The 23,231-nt window shown below is 66.7% G+C and carries 19 protein-coding genes and 1 pseudogene; 13 read left to right on the top strand and 7 right to left on the bottom strand.

What is annotated here, in order from left to right; genetic code table 11:
* Positions 1-104 precede the first annotated feature (104 nt).
* The gene (locus KVG96_RS19955) at positions 105-1,052 is read left to right on the top strand and encodes a LysR substrate-binding domain-containing protein (RefSeq protein ID WP_217893597.1); all 948 of its coding nucleotides are present in this window, start codon (positions 105-107) and stop codon (positions 1,050-1,052) included.
* Positions 1,053-1,253: 201 nt separating this feature from the next.
* Positions 1,254-1,661 (top strand): HPF/RaiA family ribosome-associated protein, encoded by a 408-nt coding sequence (locus KVG96_RS19950; protein ID WP_085578725.1) that lies wholly within the window; start codon positions 1,254-1,256, stop codon positions 1,659-1,661.
* 76 nt (positions 1,662-1,737) lie between these two features.
* Here the strand turns inward: KVG96_RS19950 and fecA are convergent.
* From fecA to KVG96_RS19935, 3 genes and pseudogenes are all read right to left on the bottom strand, one after another.
* Positions 1,738-4,070 (bottom strand): annotated as a pseudogene (gene fecA / locus KVG96_RS19945) (TonB-dependent Fe(3+) dicitrate receptor FecA).
* 112 nt (positions 4,071-4,182) lie between these two features.
* Positions 4,183-5,121, bottom strand: coding sequence for a FecR domain-containing protein (locus KVG96_RS19940; protein ID WP_217893596.1), 939 nt, complete (start codon positions 5,119-5,121; stop codon positions 4,183-4,185).
* Positions 5,118-5,612, bottom strand: coding sequence for a sigma-70 family RNA polymerase sigma factor (locus tag KVG96_RS19935; protein ID WP_437180508.1), 495 nt, complete (start codon positions 5,610-5,612; stop codon positions 5,118-5,120). The genes KVG96_RS19940 and KVG96_RS19935 overlap by 4 nt, the downstream gene beginning before the upstream one ends.
* Positions 5,613-5,781: 169 nt before the next feature.
* Between KVG96_RS19935 and KVG96_RS19930 the strand changes: the two genes are divergently transcribed.
* The 6 genes from KVG96_RS19930 to KVG96_RS19905 all read left to right on the top strand — a co-directional run bounded on the left by KVG96_RS19930 (position 5,782) and on the right by KVG96_RS19905 (position 12,347).
* On the top strand, positions 5,782-6,087 hold the full coding sequence (locus tag KVG96_RS19930; RefSeq protein ID WP_217893595.1) for a DUF3649 domain-containing protein: 306 nt from the start codon (positions 5,782-5,784) through the stop codon (positions 6,085-6,087).
* Positions 6,084-7,673: a PepSY-associated TM helix domain-containing protein gene (locus KVG96_RS19925; protein ID WP_217893594.1), complete on the top strand. Its 1,590-nt coding sequence runs from the start codon at positions 6,084-6,086 to the stop codon at positions 7,671-7,673. Before KVG96_RS19930 ends, KVG96_RS19925 begins: the two co-directional genes overlap by 4 nt.
* Positions 7,674-8,000: a DUF3325 domain-containing protein gene (locus tag KVG96_RS19920; RefSeq protein WP_217893593.1), complete on the top strand. Its 327-nt coding sequence runs from the start codon at positions 7,674-7,676 to the stop codon at positions 7,998-8,000.
* 1 nt (position 8,001) lies between these two features.
* Positions 8,002-8,562, top strand: coding sequence for an RNA polymerase sigma factor (locus KVG96_RS19915; protein WP_217893592.1), 561 nt, complete (start codon positions 8,002-8,004; stop codon positions 8,560-8,562).
* Positions 8,559-9,548, top strand: a complete 990-nt coding sequence (locus KVG96_RS19910; RefSeq protein WP_217893591.1) for a FecR family protein — start codon at positions 8,559-8,561, stop codon at positions 9,546-9,548. The genes KVG96_RS19915 and KVG96_RS19910 overlap by 4 nt, the downstream gene beginning before the upstream one ends.
* Positions 9,549-9,917: 369 nt before the next feature.
* Positions 9,918-12,347 (top strand): TonB-dependent siderophore receptor, encoded by a 2,430-nt coding sequence (locus tag KVG96_RS19905; protein ID WP_217893590.1) that lies wholly within the window; start codon positions 9,918-9,920, stop codon positions 12,345-12,347.
* Positions 12,348-12,519: 172 nt separating this feature from the next.
* Here KVG96_RS19905 and KVG96_RS19900 read toward each other — a convergent pair whose 3' ends face one another.
* Positions 12,520-13,395, bottom strand: a complete 876-nt coding sequence (locus KVG96_RS19900) for an AraC family transcriptional regulator (protein WP_217893589.1) — start codon at positions 13,393-13,395, stop codon at positions 12,520-12,522.
* A gap of 175 nt (positions 13,396-13,570) precedes the next feature.
* On the opposite strand from KVG96_RS19900, the gene KVG96_RS19895 reads away from it, so the two are divergent.
* Positions 13,571-14,473: a DMT family transporter gene (locus tag KVG96_RS19895; protein ID WP_217893588.1), complete on the top strand. Its 903-nt coding sequence runs from the start codon at positions 13,571-13,573 to the stop codon at positions 14,471-14,473.
* A gap of 68 nt (positions 14,474-14,541) precedes the next feature.
* Here the strand turns inward: KVG96_RS19895 and KVG96_RS19890 are convergent, their stop codons facing one another.
* The 3 genes from KVG96_RS19890 to KVG96_RS19880 all read right to left on the bottom strand — a co-directional run bounded on the left by KVG96_RS19890 (position 14,542) and on the right by KVG96_RS19880 (position 18,009).
* Complete coding sequence (locus KVG96_RS19890) at positions 14,542-15,516, bottom strand: 2-hydroxyacid dehydrogenase (RefSeq protein ID WP_217893587.1); 975 nt, start codon at positions 15,514-15,516, stop codon at positions 14,542-14,544.
* An 864-nt stretch (positions 15,517-16,380) separates the two neighbouring features.
* Positions 16,381-16,743, bottom strand: a complete 363-nt coding sequence (locus tag KVG96_RS19885; RefSeq protein ID WP_217893586.1) for a DUF6124 family protein — start codon at positions 16,741-16,743, stop codon at positions 16,381-16,383.
* Between the two features lie 297 nt (positions 16,744-17,040).
* Complete coding sequence (locus KVG96_RS19880) at positions 17,041-18,009, bottom strand: LysR family transcriptional regulator (protein ID WP_085578749.1); 969 nt, start codon at positions 18,007-18,009, stop codon at positions 17,041-17,043.
* A gap of 284 nt (positions 18,010-18,293) precedes the next feature.
* Between KVG96_RS19880 and KVG96_RS19875 the strand changes: the two genes are divergently transcribed.
* From KVG96_RS19875 to KVG96_RS19860, 4 genes are all read left to right on the top strand, one after another.
* Positions 18,294-19,793, top strand: coding sequence for an efflux transporter outer membrane subunit (locus KVG96_RS19875; RefSeq protein WP_217893585.1), 1,500 nt, complete (start codon positions 18,294-18,296; stop codon positions 19,791-19,793).
* 138 nt (positions 19,794-19,931) lie between these two features.
* On the top strand, positions 19,932-22,124 hold the full coding sequence (locus tag KVG96_RS19870) for an FUSC family protein (RefSeq protein ID WP_217893584.1): 2,193 nt from the start codon (positions 19,932-19,934) through the stop codon (positions 22,122-22,124).
* Entirely contained in the window at positions 22,114-22,314 is a 201-nt protein-coding gene (locus KVG96_RS19865; protein ID WP_003221811.1) for a DUF1656 domain-containing protein, read from the top strand. Before KVG96_RS19870 ends, KVG96_RS19865 begins: the two co-directional genes overlap by 11 nt.
* A gap of 25 nt (positions 22,315-22,339) precedes the next feature.
* Positions 22,340-23,203: an efflux RND transporter periplasmic adaptor subunit gene (locus tag KVG96_RS19860; RefSeq protein WP_217893583.1), complete on the top strand. Its 864-nt coding sequence runs from the start codon at positions 22,340-22,342 to the stop codon at positions 23,201-23,203.
* The last annotated feature ends 28 nt before the right edge of the window (positions 23,204-23,231 follow it).

Below are 23,231 nucleotides of genomic sequence, written 5' to 3'. Positions count from 1 at the left end.
CGCTGCCATTTTTTGTAGGACAAGCGCAATGTCGGCGATACTGCCTGCCTCGGTTCGACGTGACCAACGAAACTTCCTAAGAAAGCCTTTAGCAGGACTAAACCATGAGTCGTCAATTGCATGCCCAGACTTACGTCTGGCTGCAGGTGTTTTCCTGTGCCGCCCGGCACCTGTCGTTCACCCGTTGCGCCGAGGAGTTGCACATCACCCCAGGGGCGGTGAGCCAGCAGATCCGCCAACTGGAGGAACGTCTGGGGCTGCGCCTGTTCCATCGCCGGGCCCGGGGCGTGGAGCTCAGCGCCGAGGGCCAGCGGCTGGCGATGACGGTCAACGAGGCCTACGGCAGCATCGACGCGGAGCTGCGCCGGCTCGATGCGGGCATGATCAGCGGGATCCTGCGGGTGCGCTCGATTCCCTCGTTCCTCAGCAAATGGCTGACGCCGCGCCTGCCGCGCCTGCAGCAGCGCTACCCGGACATCCAGCTGCGGCTGGTGGCGGAGGACAGCAGCGTGCCGCTGCACGAGGGAGACTTCGACCTGGCCATCGACCTGAACGACGGCAGCTATCCGGGGCTGTTGTCCACAGCGCTGCTCGACGAGCAGATCTTTCCGGTGTGCGCACCGGGCCTGCTGCGCGGGCGGCCGCCGCTGCACGGCCCGGCGGACCTGGTGCATTTTCCGCTGCTGCACGACATCACCGCCTGGCGCGGCAGCTACGAATACGCGGAATGGGAGTTCTACCTCGATGCCATCGGCTTCGAAGGCGCCGACGTGCGGCGCGGGCATACGTTCAACCGCAACCACCTGACCATCGAGGCGGCCATCGCCGGGATGGGCGTGGCCATCGCCCGGCGCACCTTGCTCAACGACGAACTGGAGCGGGGCACGCTGATCGTGCCGTTCGGCCAGTCGGTGCCCAACCACAAGCGCTATGTGCTGCTGTACGCGCCGGGGGCGCTGAGCCATCCGGGCGTGCGCGCGGTGCATGACTGGCTGGTGGAGGAGGCGGGCATTTTCCGGGGCCTGCACCCGTTGAACGACGGGAGTTTGTGACCGGATTTTTCAGCAAGGCGGGCCGAGGCAATTCCCGACCATACCAGTGCTTTTGCCCGTTGTCCGGCTTTTTTTGCGTACGGATATTTATCTTTTTCAGGGGGTTGAAATGTTCGGCGCACGGGCCGATTGTTGTCATCAAGAGGTCACGAAAATCCTGTTCCGGGCCTCTTGAGAGCAAGCTGAAATAAGGGATGAACTATGCAAATCCAAGTCAACAGCGACAACCATGTTCAAAGCAGCAAGCGACTGGAGGAGTGGGTACGTACAACCATTGAGAGCACGCTCGAACGTTATGAGGAAGACCTGACCCGCGTGGAAGTCCACCTGGGCGACGAGAACGGCGACAAGCCAGGTCCCCATGACATGCGCTGCCAGCTGGAAGCGCGGCCAAAAGGCCATCAACCGATTTCCGTGACCCACAAAGCCGATACGCTGGAACAGGCGATCGAAGGGGCCAGCACCAAACTGGAACATGCACTGGAGCACCTGTACGGCAAGCTGCGGGCCAAACGCGCCAATGTGGTGAGGCTCGAACGCGGCACCCATGCCGACCGGCTGCTGGAGGAAGAATTCCTGGAGAACGAACAGGCAGCGATCAACGGCTGATCCGCTGATTCACCTATCCACCCAATGAAAACGGGCCTGCGATTGCAGTCCCGTTTCGTTTTGCGGCGAAGGCGCTTCAGAACGCCACCGAGGTCTGCACGTACACCGTGCGCGGTTCGCCTACGTACTTGCCCTTGTTGTTGTCGTCGAACGAGCGGGTGAAGTACTGGGTGTTGAAGAGGTTCTTCACGCCCACCGCCACGTTGAGGTCCGACAGCTGCGGGCCGAAGTCGTAGCCGGCGCGGCTGCTGAACAGCATGTAGCCGGGGATTTTGCCGGTGCTGCCGTCGGCGCTTTCCTTCGAGGTGTTGGCGTTGTCGGCGAACTGGTCGCTCTGGAAGCTGCTGTCGAGGTTGAGCTTCCACGGCCCGTCGGTGTAGCCGATGCCGAGGGTGCCCTTGTGCCGGGACGAGAACGGCACGCGGTTGCCCTTGTTCGGCCCGTCCTCGCGGATGGTCGCGTCGACGAAGGCGTAGGTGGCGTAGACGTCGAAACCGGCCAGCGCCGGGCTCAGGCCGTCGAGGGCGTAGTTGACGCTGGTCTCGATGCCCTGATGGCGGGTCTCGCCCCGGGCGATCACCGAATCGTTGGTCTGGTTGCTTTCGTACTGGTTGTCGAAGTTGATCAGGAAGGCACCGATTCCGCCCGCAGGGCGCCGTTGTCGTAGCGGGTGCCGAGTTCCCAGGTGCGGGCCTTCTCCGGTTTCACTTCGCCGCTGCTCACGCGGTTGGGCATCTGGCTGTACTGCACGCTGCCGAACGAGCCTTCGGTGTTGGCGTACAGGTTCCAGGTGTCGGTCAGGTGATACAGCACGTTCAGCGCCGGCAGCGCGGTGTTGTAGTCGCCCTTGTATTTGACGTCGGTCAAGTTGTTGGTCTGCTGCGAGTCGATCATCTCGTAGCGCACGCCCGGCGTGATCGTCCATTTGCCGATGTCGATGCGGTCGTCGACGAAGAACGCATGGGCTTCGGTGCCGCCGCGGGTGTCGCGGTCGTTGCGGCTGTCGGTGGTCGGGTACTGGTTGCTGGCGATCGGCGTGCGGTAGCGCAGTTCGTGGCCGGCTTCGTTGATGTAGCGGTAGCCGACGCCGACCTCATGGCTGGTCGGCCCCAGGTCGAAGCCCTGGGCGAAACGGGTCTCCAGGCCCCGCACCCAGTACTCGCGCGGCGACAGGGAGAGGAACGTGCCCTGATCCAGGTAGCCGCTGCGCAGGGTCTTGGTGAAGAAGGTGTTGGCGGTGAACTCGCGGCGGTCTTCCTGATAGCGGTAACCGACGTTGAACATCGTGCGTCGGCCCCAGAACCGGTCCTTTTGCCGCGTCGACTGATAAGGGTCGGCGTCGTAGTCGGCGACGTTGAGGCCGCCGGGCATGTCGGCCTTGCCTTCGTAATACTGGGCCATGGCGTTGAAACTGTTGGCCTCGTCGAGCTGGTACTTGCCCTTGAGGATCAGGTCGTCGATCTCGGTGTCGCTGTGTTCGCGCCAGTCGCCGCCGCGGGTGCCGGAGTACAGCAGCGCGCCGCCGAGGCCGTTTTCATTCGTGCCGCCGGCCAGCAGGTTGGCGCTGGTCTTGAAGCCGTCGTGGCTGGACGACGGGCTGGTCTCGGTCTGGAAACCGCCCTTGACCGTCGGTTCGTCCGGAATCGCCCGGGTCACGAAGTTGACCACGCCGCCGACGTTCTGCGGGCCGTAGCGCACCGCGCCGCCGCCGCGCACCACGTCCACGGCGTCCATGTTGCCCATGCTCACCGGGGCGAACGACAGCTGCGGCTGGCCGTAGGGGGCGAACGGCACCGGGATCCCGTCCATCAGCACCGTCGAGCGCGCCGCCAGGCGCGGGTTGAGGCCGCGGATGCCGAAGTTCAGCGCCATGTCGTGGCTGCCGGTGCCGTTGTTCTCCGGCGCGTTGACGCCGGGGATGCGATTGAGCACGTCGCGGGCCTGGGTCGCGCCCTGGCGTTCGAACGTTTCGCGGCGGATCACGTCACGGGCGCCGGGGTGCTCGAACACGTTGACCTGCGCCGCGTCGCCCAGCCAGTCGCCGACCACCTTGGAGGTCTCCAGCTCCAGCGTCGTGTCACTCGACGGTTGCAGGCTGAAGGCGTTGCCGCCTTCGGCGCGGGCTTGCAGACCGGTGCCTTCGAGCAGCGCGTTCAGGCCTTGCTCGGGCGTGTAGTCGCCTTCCAGGCCTCGGCTCCGGAGGCCGCCGGTGACTTGCGAACCGAACGAAATCAGCACCCCGGCCTCACGGCCGAACTGATTGAGGGCGTTCTCCAGCGACGACGGCGCGATTTGGTAGGCCTTGGCGTCGGCGGCCTGCGCGAGGGGCAGGGCGCCGAGGCTCAGGCTGGTGCCCAGAACGAAGTTGCGCAGGGATCGGGCCAGGGGCGTGAGGCGGGTGGGGTGCATGGATGACGGTCCTGAGAAGGGTGAATCGAGGGGGCTTTCCTTCTCTGTCACGCCAGATCCGAAAAACGGCTCATGTCATTTCGATTTTTTTCTGCCTGTGTGGCGAGGGCGTTCAGGCCTTGGCTTCGACGCTGACCCAATAGCGGGTGAAGCGCCTCACCTTCACCGGCAGGCTGATTTCCAGCAGGTCGAGGATCCGTTCGCTGTCGTCCAGCGGATAGGTGCCGGAGATCAGCAGGTCGGCGGCCTTGCTGTCGCAATGCAGTTGGCCGCGCCGGTAGCGGCCCAGCTCATCGAGGAAATCGCCCAGGCGCATGTGCGCCGCCACCAGCATGCCGTCGGCCCAGGCGCCGCTGTTGGCGTCCAGCGGTTGCGCCGCGCCGACCGAGGTGTGGCTGAAGCTCAGTTGCCGGGCCACCGGCAGCGGCACCGGTGCCCCTTCGCCGGCGGCCAGTTCGACTTGGCCTTCGAACAGCGCCACCTGGGTGCGGTCGGCGAACTGGCGCACGTTGAGCCGCGCGCCCCGGGCCGTCAGCAGGCCGTGGGCGGTCTGTACCTCAATGGCGCGGGCGGCGGTCAGCAGGATTTCGCCTTCCAGCAGGCGGATGCGCGGTTGCGGGCCATCGGCCCGGACATCGGCGGCGCTGGCGGTGTTGAGCTGCAACTGGCCGCCGGACGGCAGCGCGAACCGGCGCCGTGCACCGACCGGGGTGCGGTAGTCGGCCAGCAGCGACGGCAAGGGATTGTGTTCGCGCACGCCCCAGGTGAGGGCAGAGCCCGCCCCCAGCAACAGCAGCAACTTGAGCGCCTGGCGCCGCCCGGCGGAGCGCGGTGCGTTCAGCGCAGCGTGGGCCAGCGGCGAGGACAGCCCGCGCAGGCGGGCGTTGACCCGCTGGATGTGTTCCCAGGCGCGGCGGTGTTCGCTGTGGGCCTCAAGCCAATGCTGCCAGGCCTGTTGCCGGCGCGGATCGAGCGGGCCTTGCTGCATTTCCAGCAGCCAGTGCACGGCCTGTTCGGCGACCTGCGCAGAGAAATCCGTCGGCGGGTTCATAGGGCGAAATAGCAGCGCAGGGCCGCCTTGTTCAGGTGGCGCTTGACCGTCGCCACGGAAATCCCGAGTTCGGCGGCGATCTGCGGGTAGGTCAGGCCATCGACCTGGGCCAGCAGAAAGGCGCGCTTGACCGGGCGCGGCAGGCCGTCGAGCAAGCGGTCCAGTTCCTCCAGGGTCTGCAGGATGACGGCTTTCTCTTCTTCCGAAGGCGCAAGGACCTGCGGCATCTGCGCGAGGGCTTCGCGGTAGGCGCGCTCGATGTCCTGGCGGCGGTAGTGATTGAACAGCACGCGTTTGGCCAGCGTGGTGAGGAACGCCCGTGGCTCGACGATCACCGGCTGTTCGCGGGCGGACAGCACCCGGATGAACGTGTCCTGGGCCAGGTCGGCGGCGCTGTCCGGGCAGCCGAGCCGACGTCGCAGCCAGCCGGTGAGCCAGCCGTGGTGGGCCTGGTAGAGCGATTCGACGGGATGGGCGGACGACAACGGCATGACTCCGGACGCACTGTGCACGTATCAGGAAACAAGAATGGTTCGCATTGTATGAGGGTGGAGCGGCATACGGCAATCAACCTCTTTTGCACATGAGAATATTTATCATTAATATTGCTCGCCATTGATCCGGCCTTTCGGTCGGACGTTTTCGTTTCAGGGTCGAAACATGAAAGGCAAACTCGCCGCACTTCCCATGTCCTATCGTCTGGCCGTCACCTCCAGGGTGCTGGCGGCGGTGTTTGGCGGCTATCTGGTCGCGGCGCTGGCCAGCGTCACGCTGACGCTGTGGTTGCCGCTGGAGCGCGGCGAAGCCGTGGTGACCGGCATGACCGTTTCGTTCCTCGTGTACCTGGTGGCCGCGCTCTGGTGCTTCGCCTGCCGCACGGCGTGGTCGGCGTGGGTGGGGCTGCTGGCGCCGAGCGTGATCCTGGCGACCGTCACCGGCGTCGCCCGGGGCCTGGGCTACGTATGAAGGAGGGCTTCCGGCAATCGATGGCCTGGCTGCACACCTGGAGCGGCCTGGTGTTCGGCTGGCTGCTGTTCGCGATTTTCCTGACGGGCACCCTGGCCTACTTCAAGGACGAGACCAGCCACTGGATGCAGCCGGAAATCCCCGTGCGTGCGCTCAACGCCGAGGCGAGCCTGACCCTGGCCCAGCACCACCTGCAACGCCACGCCGCCGACGCTTCGCGCTGGGTGATCGATCTGCCCGACGCCCGGGATCCCGCCCTGACCGTGCGCTGGCAACAGGCGCCGGCCGCTCCCGGCGAGCGCGGCCGTTTCAACCGGGCGACCCTGGACGCGCGGACCGGCGTCGCCGTGCAGCCCCGCGAGAGCGCGGGCGGCGAGTTCTTCTACCGTTTCCACTTTCAGCTGCAGATGCCCTATCCCTGGGGCCGCTGGCTGGCGACCGCCGCAGCCATGGTGATGTTCGTTGCCCTGATCACCGGCATCGTCACCCACAAGAAAATCTTCAAGGACTTCTTCACCTTCCGCCCGCGCAAGGGCCAGCGCTCCTGGCTCGACGGCCACAACGCGGTGGGCGTGCTGGTGCTGCCGTTCCATCTGATGATCACCTACAGCAGCCTGGTGATCTTCATGTCGATGGTGATGCCGGCCAGCATCCTGGCCACTTACGGCAACGACGTCAGGGCGTTTTACCAAGAGGTGCTGCCGGAGGTGCCGCTCCCCGAACGCGCCGGCCAGCCGGCCGCGCTGTCTGCGCTGGCGCCGCTGCTGGTTCGGGCCGGTGAGCACTGGCCGGGCGGGCAGGTGGCGCGGGTGACGGTGGACAATCCGGGCGATGCGAACGCCGCCGTGGTGATGACGCGGGCCAGCGGCGACCGCGTGGTGTACGACTACGGGCGCGACCTGAGCTTCAACGGCGTCACCGGGCAACTGCTCGGCCAGACGCCGGAGAAGTCGCTGCCGATGGCGGTCGCCGGCGGCTTCTACGGCCTGCACATGGGCCGGTTCGCCGGGGCGCCGCTGCGCTGGCTGTACTTTTTCTGCGGGCTGGCGGGTACGGCGATGATCGGCACCGGGCTGATGATCTGGTTCGGCAAGCGCCAGCTCCAGCACGCCAAGAAAGGCGCGGCGCCGTTCGGGCTGAGGCTGGTTGAGGTGCTGAACATCGCCGGCATGGCCGGCCTGGTGACGGCGGTGGCGGTGTTCTTCTGGGCCAACCGGGCGTTGCCGCTGGATCTGCCCGCCAGGGCCGGCTGGGAAGTGAATGCCTTCTTCATCGCGTGGGGGCTGAGCGTGGCGCATGCGGCGCTGCGTGGCGGACGCCAGGCCTGGGTCGAGCAATTGAGCGCGGCCGCCGTGCTGTTCGCCGCGCTGCCGCTGCTCGACTGGGGCACCGCCGGCCGATACCAGTTGGCCGCGCTGGAGCAGGGGGACTGGACGCTGGCCGGTTTCGACCTCACCTGCCTGATCGCCGGCCTGTTCCTCGCTTGGGCGGCCAGGAAGACGCGACGCGCCGGGCTCGCGGTGAAGGCCGGCAGGCCCCGTCGCGAGACGGTGCGCCCGGCCGTCCTCGAACAGGGGACGAACTGAATGCTGGCGATGTTCCTGCTGAGCTACGGCGGCTTCACTGCCCTGTGCCTGTCGATGGCGCGTCACCATGACGACCTGCTCGGCCGCAAACCGTCCTTGCGCCGCCGCCGGGGCCTGAAGCTGGCCGGCTGGGGGCTGCTGGGCCTGTCGCTCTGGTCGGCGGTGGCCGGCAAGGGCTGGGGGGCGGGCCTGGTGGACTGGTGCGCCGTGCTGATGGCCAGTGCGTTGGCGCTGGTGTTCCTTCTGCCGTACCGCCCGCGCCTGGCATTGGCGCTGGCCGCCATGGGCCTGCTCGCCAGCCCGGCCGCCGTCTGGGGCTTGAACTGAGATGCTGGTCAGCCTGCCGCCGGACTCCCGCGACGATGAGCCGCGCGGGGCGCGTGCGCATTTTCTTCAGGTGTTCCTGTCCCAGCGCTCGCAGATGGAAGCGCTGGTGAACCGGCGCGTCGGCTGTCGGGCCACGGCGGCTGACCTGGTGCAGGATCTGTTCCTGCGTTTCTGGCGCCGGCCGCTGGTGCAGGTCGAAGAGCTGAGCACCTACCTGCTGCGTTGCGCCGGCAACATCGCCATCGACCATCTGCGCAGCGAAGGCGCGCGGCTGCGGCACAGCGAAGGCTGGCAGCCGGAAGAGGCGACCGGCAGCGAGCCCCAGGCGGCGCTGGAGGCGGGCAACGACCTGCGCCATGTCGAGGCAGCGTTGCGGGCCTTGCCCGAGCGCACCCGGCAGATCTTTTTGCTCAACCGCATCCACGGACGCAAGTACGCCGAGATCGCCAAAGCCATGGGCCTGTCCCAAAGCGCCGTGGAAAAACATATGATGCGCGCCCTCGAGGCCTGCAAGGCCAGCCTGCGCGAACCCGCGCCACGCACGCCAGGGAATGCACCGTGAACCCCACCGACCGCGTCACGCCGACGCCTGAGCAGGAACAGACGGCCCTTGCCTGGCTGAGCCTGTTGCACGACCGCCCCAGCACCGGCGACCCGCTCACGTTCAGCCAGTGGCTGCGCGCCGACCCCGCCCACGCCGAGGCTTATGCCCGGGCGCAGGTGGTCTGGGAAATGAGCGAAGGGCCGGCGCGAACGATGGCCGATGAAGAGGCGCTGGCGTTGCAGGGCTATCTCGACGCCATGGACCGCCCGCGCCGTGCGCCGTTGCGGCGTTGGGCCCCCGCGCTGGCGCTGGCCGCGTGCCTGGTGCTGATGGTCGGCCTGGGCAGCGGCTGGCAGCCGCAGCGCTGGGTCGATGACCTGGGCGCGGATTATGTCTCGGCCCCCGGTGAGATCCGCACGGTGACGCTGGCCGACCAATCGCAAGTGACCCTGGACGCCGACAGCGCCATCGCCGTGGACTTCAGCCAGGGCGAACGGCATGTGCAACTGCGCCGGGGCGCCGGGTTCTTCAGCGTGACCCACACCGGCGAGCCGTTCGTGGTCGACGCCGAAAAAGGGCAGGCGCGGGTGCTCGGCACCCAGTTCGAAGTGCGCCTGCAACCGCAGGGCGCGCAGGTCACGGTGCTGTCCGGGCGGGTCGGCGTGACGGCGGGCCGGGAGGCGCCGCAGCAGATCCTCACCGCCGGCCAGCAAACGGCCTACGCCAACGGCACCGCCCAGTCCCTGCGGGCGGTGGACAGCGAAGCGCAACTGGCCTGGCGCCAGGGCTGGCTCAATTACTACAAGGCGAGCCTGGGCGAGGTGGTGCAGGACCTGCGGCGCTACTACCCCGGGCGGATCCTGTTGCTCAACGACGGACTGGCGGCGCGCAAGGTCAGCGGCAGCTTTCCCGGCAAGGATCCGCAGGCGGTGCTTGATTCCCTGCAAGGGGTGTTGGGGTTCGAGCAGCACCGGATCCTGGGGCAATTGATCATCCTGCGCTGAAGCCACCGGCCTTATCGCTTGCAGGCAAGCTCCTACAGGTTCAGCGGTGTACCTGGATTCTGCGGGCGCCGGGAAAACCTGTGGGAGCTGGCTTGCCAGCGATGAGGCCGGTATTGCCCGCATCTCTGTTGCCTGATCCACCGCCATCGCTGGCAAGCCAGCTCCCACAGGTATCTCGGGTGTTCACAAGATCTATGCACACCACCAAAAACGGTGGGAGCCAGCCTGCTGGCGATGGCGGCAGCACGGCCAACACCCTCTCAGAAAATATTTTCAGAAAACCGGTGAGGTAATTCCGGGCAGCAACCGTGTAGTGACAGAAACTGCGAGTCATTCGCATCCGTTGCGGTTCTACACAGGTCATGAGCAATGAAGTCCAGGGCAAAGTCGGGTTCGGTCAAACAGTGGTTCAGCGCGTCTGCATTGAGTTTTTCGGCATTGGCCTTGCTGCCTGCGGGCGTGGCGCTGGCTGCCGAGGCCGTCGGCAGCCAGGCGCAGCCGCCGTTCAGTTTCAACCTGGCGGCCAAGCCGCTGCCCCAGGCCTTGAGCGACTTCAGCCGTCTCACCGGGCAGAGCGTGGTCTACACCGATGAAGCGCCCTACGGCCTCACCGCGCCGGCGGTCAACGGCCGGATGAGCGCCGAACAGGCCCTGCAACGCCTGCTCAGCGGCTCCGGCATGACCTTCCGCCGCACCGACAGCCACACCCTGGCGCTGGAGCCTGCGCCCACCGAAGGCGCGCTGAACCTCGGCGCCACCACTATCACCTCGATGGCGGCCCAACCGATGAGCTACCAGCCGCCGGCCGCCAGCTCGGTGATGCGCTCGTCCGCGTCGCTGCAGGAGATCCCCCAGACCGTCAACGTGATCCCGGCCCAGGTCATCCGCGACCAGGCGCCGCGCAACCTCGACGATGCGCTGGCCAACGTCAGCGGCATCACCCAGGGCAACACCCTGGGGAGCACCCAGGATTCGGTGATGACCCGCGGCTTCGGCGACAACCGCAACGGCTCGATCATGCGCGACGGCATGCCGCTGGTGCAGGGCCGTGGGATGAACGCCACGGTAGACCGGGTCGAAGTGCTCAAGGGGCCGGCCTCGCTGCTGTACGGAATCCAGGATCCGGGCGGGGTGGTCAACCTGGTCAGCAAGAAACCGGAACTGACCCCGTACAACGCCCTGACCCTGCGCGGCTCCACCTACGGCGACGGCAAGAACGGCAGCGGCGGCGGCTTCGACAGCACCGGCGCGCTGGGCGAGTCGGGGCTGGCCTACCGCATGGTGCTGGACCATGAGGACGAAGACTACTGGCGCAACTTCGGCACCCACCGCGAAACCCTGGTCGCGCCGTCGCTGGCCTGGTTCGGCGAGCGCACCCAACTGCTGTTCGCCTATGAGCACCGGGAATTCCTCACCCCGTTCGACCGCGGCACGCTGATCGACCCGCGCACCAACCACCCGCTGGACATCTCGCGCAACGAGCGTCTGGACGAGCCGTTCAACAACATGGAAGGCCGCTCCGACCTCTACCACTTCGAGGCCGACCACGAACTCAACGACGACTGGAAAGCCCACTTCGGCTACAGCTGGAACCGCGAGACCTACGACGCCAGCCAGGTGCGTGTGACCGCCATCGACACCAAGAAGGGCACGCTGACCCGCAGCATGGACGGCACCCAGAACGCGATCAGCACCGACCGCTTCACCACCGCCAGCCTCGAAGGCAAGGTCAACGTGCTGGGCATGCGGCACGACCTGGTGTTCGGCGTCGACGACGAGTACCGCAAGATCTACCGCGAAGACCTGATCCGCCAGAAAAGCCTGAGCACCTTCAGCTACGTCAACCCGGTGTACGGCCGCGAGGTCGCGGGCACCACCGTCAGCCCGGCGGACTCGGCCCAGACCGACCTGCTGCGCAGCGATTCGGCGTTCGTGCAGGACTCGATCCACCTCGACGACCAGTGGATCCTGGTGGCCGGCGGGCGCTTCCAGACCTACGACCAGTACGCCGGCAAAGGCGTGCCGTTCAAGGCCAACACCGACAGCAACGGCCAGAAATGGGTGCCGCGCGCCGGACTGGTGTACCGCTACACCGACGCGCTGTCGTTCTACGGCAGCTACACCGAATCGTTCAAGCCCAACTCCACCATCGCCCCGCTGAGCGGCAGCAGCACCGTGCTCGACGGCAGCATCGCGCCGGAAGAGGCCAAGTCCTGGGAGCTGGGGGCGCGCCTCGACATGCCGGGCCGCATCACCGGCAACGTCGCCTTGTTCGACATCAAGAAACGCAACGTGCTGGTGGCCAACGCCGAAGGCCCGACCACGGTCTACAGCGCCGCCGGCGAAGTGCGCTCACGGGGGCTGGAAGTGGACCTGACCGGCCAGCTGAACGACCGCTGGAGCCTGATCGGCAGCTACGCCTACACCGACGCCGAGGTCACCAAGGACCCGGACTACCAGGGCAACCGCCTGCAGAACGTGGCGAAGAACACGGGCTCGCTGTCGGCGGTGTACGACTTCGGCAGCGTGATCGGCGGCGATCAGCTGCGGGTCGGCGCCGGGGCGCGGTACGTCGGGGAGCGGGCGGGCAACGCGGTGAACGACTTCGAACTGCCGAGCTACACCGTGGCCGACGCGTTCGCCACCTACGACACGCAACTGGACGGGCAGAAGGTCAAGTTCCAGCTCAACGTGAAGAACCTGTTCGACCGCACCTACTACACCTCGGCGGCCAGCCGGTTCTTTGTGTCGATGGGGGATTCGCGGCAGATCTCGCTGTCGAGCACCCTGGAGTTCTGATCCGCGAGCGCGTCATCGTTCATCGTGAGCAGGCTCGCTCCTACAGGGAGCGGCTGGGCAGGAATACCGTTGATCATGGCTCTCACAGGAGACTGGCTGGGGATCGCCGCGGTCCAATGTGGGAGCGAGCCTGCTCGCGATGAGGCCCGCTCAGGCAACGGCTATCCACGGCCTAACGCAGGAACGCCTGGCGGTACTCACCGGGCGTTGCGCCGATCACCTGGCGGAACCGGTTGGTGAAGTGGCTGGCGCTGGCGAAACCGCACGCCAGCGCGATCTCGCCCAGCGGCAAGCCTGTCCCCCGCAGCAGCTCCCGCGCCCGGCCCAGGCGCCGCGCCAGCAGGTACTGGTGCGGCGGCAGGCCGAAGCTGGTGCGGAACATCCGCGCAAAGTGGTATTCGGACAAGGCGCACAGCCCCGCCAGTTGCCCGAGGCTGACGGGGTCGCCCAGGTGGCTGTCGATGAAGCCCACCAGCAGCCGCCGCTGATGCGGCGCCAACCCGCCCTTGAGCCGCAGCCCCGAGCGGGCGCCGACCTGGCTGAGCAAGGTGTGGCTGATCAGTTCGTGGGCCAGGCTGCTGGTCAGCAGGCGCTCGCCGGGCTCGTCCCAGTCGAGGGTGAGCAATTGCCGAAAGCGCAAGGCCTGTTGCGGATCGTCCAGGAAGGTTCGCTCGCGCAGTTGCATCTCCCGGGGTTCGCGGTCGAGCAGGGTGACGCAGCCCAGCGCGAACTGCTCGGCGCTGAAATACAGGTGGGCCAGGCGGATGTCGCCGTTGATCACCCAGCCGGACTCGTGGTCGGCCGGCAGGATGCACAGCTTGTCCGGTGCGCCCTTGTTGCCCGGTTGGCCGCGGCGGAAAGTGCCGGTGCCGCCGGCGATGTAGCAGGACAGGGTGTGATGGCTCGGCGCTTCGTATTCCTGGGCGTCGTGGTGATTGCTCCACAGCGCGGCGGACAAGCCGTCGCCGAGCTCGGCGCTGTGCTCCAGGCGAGCGTTCGGCGAGCGGCTGAGGGCTTTGAAGACTTGCAGGGTATCGAGTGCGGCCATGTTCGGTTCTCTCCAACGCCTTGCATCCTACTCCGTGGCACCGGCGCTGCCAGCCCGTCACCGGACAAAAGCGCAAGTTTATGCAAGCGGCCCCGCAACGGATGCCGCACGCTGACCTCCTGCGTTGCGCAGACCCTGTGGCGAGCGAGCTTGCCACCACCACTGGAGTGTCGCCATGAACCTTTCGCTGTACCTGCTCACCGTGCTGATCTGGGGCACCACCTGGATCGCCTTGAAATGGCAATTGGGCGTGGTGGCGATCCCGGTGTCGATCGTCTATCGCTTCGGTCTGGCGGCGCTGGTGCTGTTCGCCCTGTTGCTGCTCAGCCGCCGTCTGCAACCGATGAACCGGCGCGGGCACCTGATCTGCGTGGCGCAGGGCCTGTGCCTGTTCTGCGTCAATTTCATGTGCTTTTTGACGGCCAGCCAATGGATCCCCAGCGGCCTGGTCGCCGTGGTGTTCTCCACCGCGACCCTGTGGAACGCCCTCAACGCCCGGGTGTTCTTCGGCCAGCGGATCGCCCGCAACGTGCTGATGGGCGGCGGGCTCGGCCTGCTCGGGCTGGGGCTGCTGTTCTGGCCGGAGCTGGCCGGCCACCACGCCAGCCCGCAGACCTTGCTCGGCCTGGGTCTGGCCTTGTGCGGCACCTTGTGCTTCTCGGCGGGCAACATGCTGTCGAGCCTGCAGCAAAAGGCCGGCCTCAAGCCGCTGACCACCAACGCCTGGGGCATGGCCTACGGCGCGGCGATGCTGTTGCTGTGGTGCCTGGTCAAGGGCATCCCGTTCGACATGGAATGGACGCCGCGCTACATCGGTGCGCTGCTGTACCTGGTGGTGCCGGGCTCGGTGATCGGCTTCACCGCCTACCTGACGCTGGTCGGCCGAATGGGCCCGGAGCGCGCCGCCTATTGCACGGTGCTGTTCCCGGTGGTGGCGCTGAACGTCTCGGCGTTTGCCGAGGGCTACCAGTGGACGGCGCCGGCGCTGGCCGGGCTGGTGCTGGTGATGCTGGGCAACGTGCTGGTGTTCCGCAAACCCAGGCCTGCGAGCGTCGCGTTCGCCAAGCCTGCGCATTGAGCATGCCGGTTCAAATGAACCGGTGATGCCAGGGCCTGACGGTTGCGTGCAGGCCCTGGCGGCGGCCGTCAGCCTTTCCAGACCTGCGGATTCACCAGATCCTGCGGCCGTTCGCCCAACAGCGCGCTGCGCAGGTTGGCCAGCGCGCGGTTGGCCATCGCTTCGCGGGTTTCGTGGGTGGCCGAGCCGATGTGCGGCAGTGTCACGGCGTTTTTCAGCTGGAACAGCGGGGACTCGGCCAGCGGCTCCTTTTCATAGACGTCCAGCCCTGCGCCGCGGATGCGGTTGTTCTGCAGCGCTTCGATCAGCGCCGGTTCGTCCACCACCGGGCCTCGGGAAATGTTGACCAGAATCGCGCCCGGTTTCATCAGCGCCAGTTCGCGGTGGCTGATCAGGTGGCGGGTCTGGTCGCTGAGCGGCACCACCAGGCACACGAAGTCCGCTTCGGCGAGCAACTGATCCAGGCTGCGGAACTGCGCGCCCAGTTCTTGCTCCAGCGCGGGCTTGCGGCTGTTGCCGCTGTAGAGGATCGGCATGTTGAAGCCCAGCCGCCCGCGCCGGGCCACGGCGGCGCCGATGTTGCCCATGCCGACGATCCCCAGGGTCTTGCCGTGCACGTCGCAGCCGAACAGCGGGGCGCCGACGCTGGCCTGCCACTGGCCGGCCTTTGTCCAGGCGTCCAGTTCGGCGACGCGGCGGGCGCTGGCCATGATCAGCGCGAAGGCCAGGTCGGCGGTGCTTTCGGTGAGCACGTCCGGGGTGTTGGTGAGCATGATCCCGCGTTCGTTGAAGTAGGCCAGGTCGTAGTTGTCGTAGCCGACCGACACGCTGGAGACCACTTCCAGTTTCGCCGCGTTTTCCAGTTGGGCCTTGCCGAGCTTGCGGCCGACGCCGATCAGGCCGTGGGCGTGGGGCAGGGCTTCGTTGAACTGGGCGCCGATGTCGCCGTTCTTCGGGTTGGGCACGATGACGTCGAAGTCCTGTCGCAGGCGTTCGATCATGGGCGGGGTGATGCGGCTGAAGGCCAGGACGGTTTTTTTCATTGCTTTGGGCTCGGCGGGGCGGGATTGCTGAGCACGCTAACATTTCTGTTTTGGGTTGTCTTGGCGGCCTCCGAGCCGACCAGGCTGTGGGGTGTTCTGTGTGTATATCCGTTTCTGCGGGTGTGGCGGCTGGCGGTTCCGCCCTTACGGCGGGTCACTTTTGGCAAACGCCGGAATGCCGGCCCAGCCCAAAGTAACCAAAGGTCTGGGCCCCAGCGTCCGGCCCCTCGCTGAGGCTCGGGGTTCCTTCGCTCCGGGATTCATCCGGGGGCATCGGCTACGGTTTGCTTCGCTGCACCTCCTTCCGATGTGTTTGGCTGCGCCAAACGGCGCTGCGCGCCCGTCCCCGGATGAACCCCTCCACTCAGCCTTCCGAAGGGGCCGGCAGATCAAGATCAAAAGCGAGGCGAGCTGACACTCGGCCTTTTGGGAAGCGCGCCACGGCGGCCTGACAGCCGACCAACCTCTACCTGACTGCCCCAATCCACTGTAGGAGCCAGCCTGCTGGCGATAGCGGCCTGTCAGCCAATTCAATTCCTACCAGATCACATCAAACCCTGTGGGAGCTGCGGTGCGACGACTCGACTTGCCAGCGATGACGGCCTGACAGCCGACCAATCCCCACCAGACCACATCAATCCCTGTAGGAGCCAGCCTGCTGGCGATGACGGCCAGCCAGCCAATTCCTACCAGACCACCTCCGACCTTGTGGGAGCTGGCTTGCCAGCGAAGACGGCCTGCCAGCCGACCAATCCCCACCTGACCGCCCCCGGTCCCACTGTAGGAGCCAGCCTGCTGGCGATGACGACCTGCCAGCCAACCAATCCCTGACGGATGTCCACAGCCCGCTCCCACGAAGGTGAATCAACTGTGCCCCGGCTGCACCTTCACATTGTCCAGCACCCGGTTCACCGACAGCCCCGCCAGCATGATCACTTGCTGGATCGCCAGGATCGTGTCGCGCTGCGTCGTGCCCACTTGCTCGGCCAGTTGGCTGGTCAGGGTGCCCGCCGAGGCCAGGGAGGCGCTGGCGTGCACCAGCAGGCTTTCGTCGTCCATGGCCGGGTCGACCATGAACATCCGGCCAGGGCGGCGGGCGGAAGGCTGGGTGGGGTTGAGGTAGTGGTCGAGCGCACGTTCGGCGGCGTCGTGGAGCTTTCGCGAATCGGTGGATTCGTAAGGGGAGGTGCTGTCGGCGGCGGGTGGGTTCGGTGTCGGTTTGAACATGGTGAAGCTCCATTCGGGATGTGGAGTCCGCCACGCACCGCGACCAAGCAGTGGGGTGGCGAACCGTACGCGGGTTGGTCGACCAGGGAATGGAAACCCGGCAGGGCCGTTAGCCCTCCCACGCACAGTTCGCCATTAAGCAGGCTGAAAAGCGCGCCATTCTAAACCCGGACGACCAAGCCCGGTCACTGAATCTGTCAGCGACCCCCAAAGCCTATCCAGCGCATTTCCGACCGACAACCGTCAAAACCTGTCGGAAACATCCGCGCAAACCACCCCGTCTGTAGGACGCCGAACTCAGTTCGCCAGCCGCACGCCGCCCAGGCTGCCGCTCATTTCGTAGGCCGCCAGTTCCGCCTGGTGCGCCGAGAGGATCTCCGGCAGCGAGCCGCGCAGGTACTCCACCCAGGTCTTGATCTTCGCGTCCAGGTACTGGCGCGACGGGTAGATGGCGTACAGGTTCAGCTCCTGGGAGCGGTAGTTGGGCATCACCCGCACCAGCGAGCCGTTGCGCAGCGCTTCGATGGCGGCGTACACCGGCAGCACGCCGATGCCCATGCCGCTGATGATCGCGGTTTTCATCGCGTCGGCCGAGTTCACCAGGAACGGCGAGCTGTTGATGGTCACCATCTCCTGGCCTTCCGGGCCGTCGAAGGCCCATTTCTCCAACGGGATGACCGGGCTCACCAGGCGCAGGCAGGCATGGTTGAGCAGGTCGCTGGGCTTCTGCGGGCAGCCGTTGGCCTTCACGTAGGCGGGCGAGGCGCAGACGATGCTGTAGGTGATGCCCAGGCGCTGGGAGACGAAGCCGGAGTCCGGCAGTTCGCTGGCCAGCACCAGGGACACGTCGTAGCCCTCGTCGAGCAGGTCCGGCACGCGGTTGGCCAGGGTCAGGTCGAAGGTCACGTCCGGGTGGGTCTTGCGGTAGCGGGCGATGGCGTCGATGACGAAGTGCTGGCCGATGCCGGTCATGGTGTGGACCTTGAGCTGCCCGGCCGGGCGCGAGTGGGCGTCGCTGGCCTCGGCTTCGGCCTCTTCCACGTAGGCCAGGATCTGCTCGCAGCGCAGCAGGTAGCGCTTGCCGGCCTCGGTCAGGGCGATGCGCCGGGTGGTGCGGTTGAGCAGGCGGGTTTGCAGGTGGGCCTCAAGGTTGGAGACCGCGCGCGAGACGTTGGCCGTGGTGGTGTCGAGCTGCACGGCGGCGGCGGTGAAACTGCCGGCCTCGGCCACGCAACTGAAGGCACGCATGTTTTGCAATGTGTCCATGGGGTGCTCTCAAGGGAGATGGCAAATTGTGACATGAAGTTTCAAAGGCGAGACCCCCGACTTAGGGATTATCTCGTTAACGGTAACAAAGATTCACAGGAATCCCAGCTTATCGCGGTCCGGGCGCCCTCATAGAATTGCGCCGAAGTGGGAATGGGGTGTGCTTGCGCATGCGCCAGGTCAACGGATCCGGCGGTCGGGTGTGCTACCGCGCCGGCAGGCAACCGCTCCGTCGCCGCTCCCACAGGTTCCCCGCTTTTCCCCTCTTTCAGGAAGTCGCAGCAGTGCCGCGTCGCATCAACAGAGCGCTTTTGCCGCTCAGTGTTCTGGCTTTTACCCTGGGTCTTGGCGGCTGCATCGGAACCGGCGGGATCGCCCCGCAGGGCAAGGCGCTGGAGGCCAACGCACTGGCCACCGACGACGCCATCGCCCACGCCGCCCGTGACGCAAACTGGCCCGCCACGCAATGGTGGCAAGCCTTTGGCGACCCGCAGCTGAACCGCTGGATCGACCAGGCCGTGCAAGGCAGCCCGAGCCTGGCCATGGCCGCCGCGCGGGTGCGCCAGGCCAGGGCGATGGCCGGTGCGGCCGAAGCCGCCGAGTCGCTGCAGGTCAACGGGCAGTCCACGCTCAAGCGCCACAACTGGCCGACCGATCAGTTCTACGGCCCGGGCGAGCTGGCCAACACCACCACCTGGGACAACAACGCCGCGTTGGGCTTCAGTTACGACCTGGACCTCTGGGGCCGGGACCGCAACAGCACCGAACGGGCGGTGGACCTGGCGCACATGACGGCGGCCGAGGCGCAGCAGGCCCGGCTCGAACTGCAGAACAACCTGGTGCTGGCCTACATCGAGCTGTCGCTGCATTACGCCCAGCGCGACATCGTCGCCGCGACGCTGGCGCAGCAACAGCAGATTCTGGACCTGGCGCAAAAACGCCTGAACGGCGGGATCGGCACCCATTTCGAAGTCAGCCAGGCCGAAACGCCATTGCCGGAAACCCACCGGCAACTGGATGCGCTGGACGAAGCCATCGCCCTGAGCCGCAACCAGATCGCCGCGCTGGCCGGCAAGGGGCCGGGGGAGGGCGCGCAGTTGCAGCGGCCGACCCTGTCCCTGGGCACGGCGCTGAAGCTGCCGTCGGCGCTGCCCGCCGAACTGCTCGGCCAGCGCCCGGACGTGGTCGCCAGCCGCTGGCAGGTGGCGGCGCAGGCCCGTGGCATCGACGTGGCGCATGCCGGGTTCTACCCCAACGTCGATCTGGTCGGCAGCCTCGGCTACATGGCCACCGGCGGCGGAGCGCTGGAGTTCCTGACCGGCAAGAAGCTCAACTACACCGTGGGGCCGGCGATCTCGCTGCCGATTTTCGACGGCGGGCGCTTGCGCGCTGAGTTGGGTGAAGCGGCCGCCGGCTACGACATCGCAGTGGCGCACTACAACCAGACCCTGGTCAACGCGCTGAAGAACCTCTCCGACCAGTTGATCCGCCGCGAGTCGATGGACAAGCAGCAGACGTTCGCGGCCGAGTCCGTGGCCGCCGCGCAGAAGACCTACGACATCGCGATGGTCGCCTATCGGCGCGGGCTCACCGATTACCTCAACGTGCTCAACGCCCAGACCCTGCTGTTCAAGCAGCAACAGGTGCAGCAGCAGGTGCAGGCGGCGCGGTTGAGCGCCCATGCGCAATTGGTGACGGCGTTGGGCGGCGGGCTCGGTGCGGGCAACGATGTGCCGACGGCTGAGCAGACCCAGGCCCCGAAAACCCCGGCGCTGCTGCGGTGAACACCCCCCGGTGTGGGAGCGGGCTTGCCCGCGAATGCGCTGGGTCAGGCGACCTCACGGTTGAATGTGACGCCGCCTTCGCTAGCCAGCCAGCTCCCACAAGTTCTGAGTCCAGACTGATTTCTTGAGCATATTCGAATGACTCCCATGCCCGCCCCCCTGCGCTGGCTGCACTCCCTGGAATGGCGCCGGGGTTTCTTCGACTGGGCACGCAGCGACGGCGTGACCTGGGTCTACATCTTCAAGGTGCTGATCGCCGCGTTCCTCACCCTGTGGTTGGCGATGCGCCTGGAGCTGCCGCAGCCGCGCACGGCGATGATCACCGTGTTCATCGTCATGCAGCCGCAGAGCGGCCAGGTGTTCGCCAAGAGTTTCTACCGGTTCCTCGGCACATTGGCCGGTTCGGCGATGATGGTCACGCTGATCGCGCTGTTCGCCCAGAACACCGAACTGTTCCTGGGCTCGCTGGCGATCTGGGTCGGCATCTGCTCGGCCGGCGCCGCCCGTTGCCGCAACTTCCGCGCCTACGGTTTCGTGCTGGCCGGGTACACGGCGGCGATGGTCGGCCTGCCGGCGCTGGCGCACCCGGACGGCGCGTTCATGGCGGCGGTGTGGCGGGTGCTGGAGATCTCCCTGGGGATTCTCTGCTCCACCCTGGTCAGCGCCGCGATCCTGCCGCAGACCGCCAGCGCCGCCATGCGCAACGCCCTGTACCAGCGTTTCGGCGTGTTCGCGTTGTTCGTCACCGACGGCCTGCGCGGGCGCAGCAAGCCTGAGTCGTTCGAGGCCAGCAACGTGCGCTTCATCGCCGAGGCCGTGGGCCTGGAAGGCCTGCGCAGCGTGACGGTGTTCGAAGACCCGCACATGCGTCGGCGCAACGGCCGGTTGAGCCGCCTGAACAGCGAGTTCATGGGCATCACCACCCGTTTCAACGCCCTGCATCAGTTGCTCGAACGCTTGCGCGGCAACGGTGAGGAACACGTCGTGGCGGCCATCAAACCGGGTCTGCAGGACCTGGCCGAAGTGCTCGACGGTTTCAGCGGCCGGGCCCTGACCAGCCCCGATGCGGCGCGCCTGGTGACGGCGCTCGCGGCCTACAAGGAAGGCCTGCCGGCTCGGGTGCGCAGCCTGCGGGCGGCGTTCCAGGAGACCGGCCCGAGCGAGGCCGAGCTGCTGGATTTCCACACTGCGTACGAGTTGCTCTACCGCTTCGTCGATGACCTGCACGGTTATGCACAGACCCACGCGTCGCTGGCCGACCACACCCACGAGCGCGAGCGCTGGGACGAGCCGTTCACCCCGCAGACCAGTTGGTGGGCGGCGGCCGCTTCGGGGATCCGCGCCTCGTTCATCCTGATCGTGCTGGGCAGCTACTGGGTGGCCACCGCGTGGCCGAGCGGCGCGACCATGACCCTGATCGCCGCCGCCACCGTGGGCCTGTCCGCCGCCACGCCGAACCCCAAGCGCATGGCGTTCCAGATGGCGTGCGGCACGTTCCTCGGCGCACTGATCGGCTTCGTCGAGATGTTCTTCATCTTCCCGTGGATCGACGGCTTCGCGCTGCTGTGCGTGATGCTGGCGCCGGTGATCGTGCTCGGCTCGTTCCTGGCGTCGCGCCCGCAGTACGCCGGGGTCGGCCTCGGGCTGCTGATCTTTTTCAGCACCGGCTCGGTGCCGGACAACCTGACCATCTACAACCCGTACACCTTCATCAACGACTACATCGCCATGGTCATGGGCATGCTGGTGTGCGCCGCCGCCGGGGCGATCATCCTGCCGCCCAACAGCCGCTGGCTGTGGAAACGGCTGGAGCAGGACCTGCGCGGCCAGGTGGTGTATGCGATCAGCGGCAAGCTCAAGGGCCTGGCCTCAGGGTTCGAAAGCCGCACCCGCGACCTGATGCACCAGGCCTACGGCCTGGCGACCGGCCAGCCGCTGGTGCAGAAAAAGCTGCTGCGCTGGATGTTCGTGGTGCTGGAGGTGGGCCACGCGATCATCGAGCTGCGCAAGGAGCAGGCGATCTTGCCGGTGCACCCGGCGTACGCCGAATCCCAGCCGTGGCGCCAGGCGATCCGGGTGATGGGGCGGGCGCTGGTGCGGCTGTTCCTGCAACCCAACGCCAGCAACCTGGAGCGGGCGCTGGTGGCGGTGGATCACGCGATCGGCCGCGTCGCCGCCACCGACGAGCCGTTCGCGCCGCACTTCGACACCTCGGCGCTGCGCCGGGTGAAAAGCTACCTGCACTTCATCCGCACTTCGTTGCTCGACCCGCAATCACCGCTCGCCGCCTACGCGGCCGCCAAGCCCGAAGGACTTGCCCATGCCCCGTGAAATCGCCTTCCACGGCGTGTACATGCCGACCATGACCCTGATGTTCTTCGTCGCCGCGGCGCTGGCCTGGGCGCTGGACCGCTTCCTGTCGGGGTTCGACCTGTACCGCTTCTTCTGGCACCCGGCGCTGCTGCGCCTGAGCCTGTTCACTTGTCTGTTCGGCGCGATGGCGCTGACCGTTTACCGTTGACTCTCCAACTCTGAAGAAGGTCTTGATGAAAAAGTTTTTCAGCCTGCTCGCGACCCTGCTGGTGCTGGCCCTGGCGCTGTGGACCGGGCGCACCCTGTGGGAGCACTACATGAACACCCCGTGGACCCGCGACGGCCGGGTGCGGGCGGACATCATCAACGTCGCCGCCGACGTCACCGGCGAGGTGGTCGATGTGCCGGTGCGCGACAACCAGTTGGTGAAGAAGGGCGACCTGCTGATGCAGATCGACCCTGAGCACTACCGGTTGGCGGTCAAGCAGGCGCAGGCCCTGGTGGCCTCGCGCAAGGCGACGTGGGAGATGCGCAAGGTCAACGCCCACCGCCGCGCCGACCTGGACAACCTGGTGATCTCCAAGGAAAACCGCGACGACGCCAGCAACATCGCCGACTCGGCCCTGGCCGACTACCAGCACGCCCAGGCGCAGCTGGAGGCCGCCGAACTCAACCTCAAGCGCACCGAAGTGCGGGCGGCGGTGGACGGCTACGTGACCAACCTCAACGTCCACCGCGGCGACTACGCGCGCATCGGCGAGGCGAAGATGGCCGTGGTCGACATGAACTCGTTCTGGGTCTACGGCTTCTTCGAAGAGACCAAGCTGCCCCACGTGCGCGTGGGCGACCGGGCCGACATGCAGCTGATGAGCGGCGAAGTCCTCAAGGGCCATGTGGAGAGCATTTCCCGCGGCATCTACGACCGCGACAACCCGGAAAGCCGCGAGCTGATCGCCGACGTCAACCCGACGTTCAACTGGGTGCGCCTGGCCCAGCGGGTGCCGGTGCGCATTCACATCGACGAGGTGCCGGAGGGGGTGCTGCTGGCGGCGGGGATCACCTGCACGGTGGTGGTGAAGCAGACCGACGGCCAATGATCCGGCTGACATTGTGTGGCGAGGGAGC

This window comes from Pseudomonas ekonensis, from assembly GCF_019145435.1.
GTDB lineage: Bacteria > Pseudomonadota > Gammaproteobacteria > Pseudomonadales > Pseudomonadaceae > Aquipseudomonas > Aquipseudomonas ekonensis.
The sequence above is the reverse complement of the archived record's forward strand: the minus strand, read 5'-3'. Positions and strand labels throughout refer to the sequence as shown.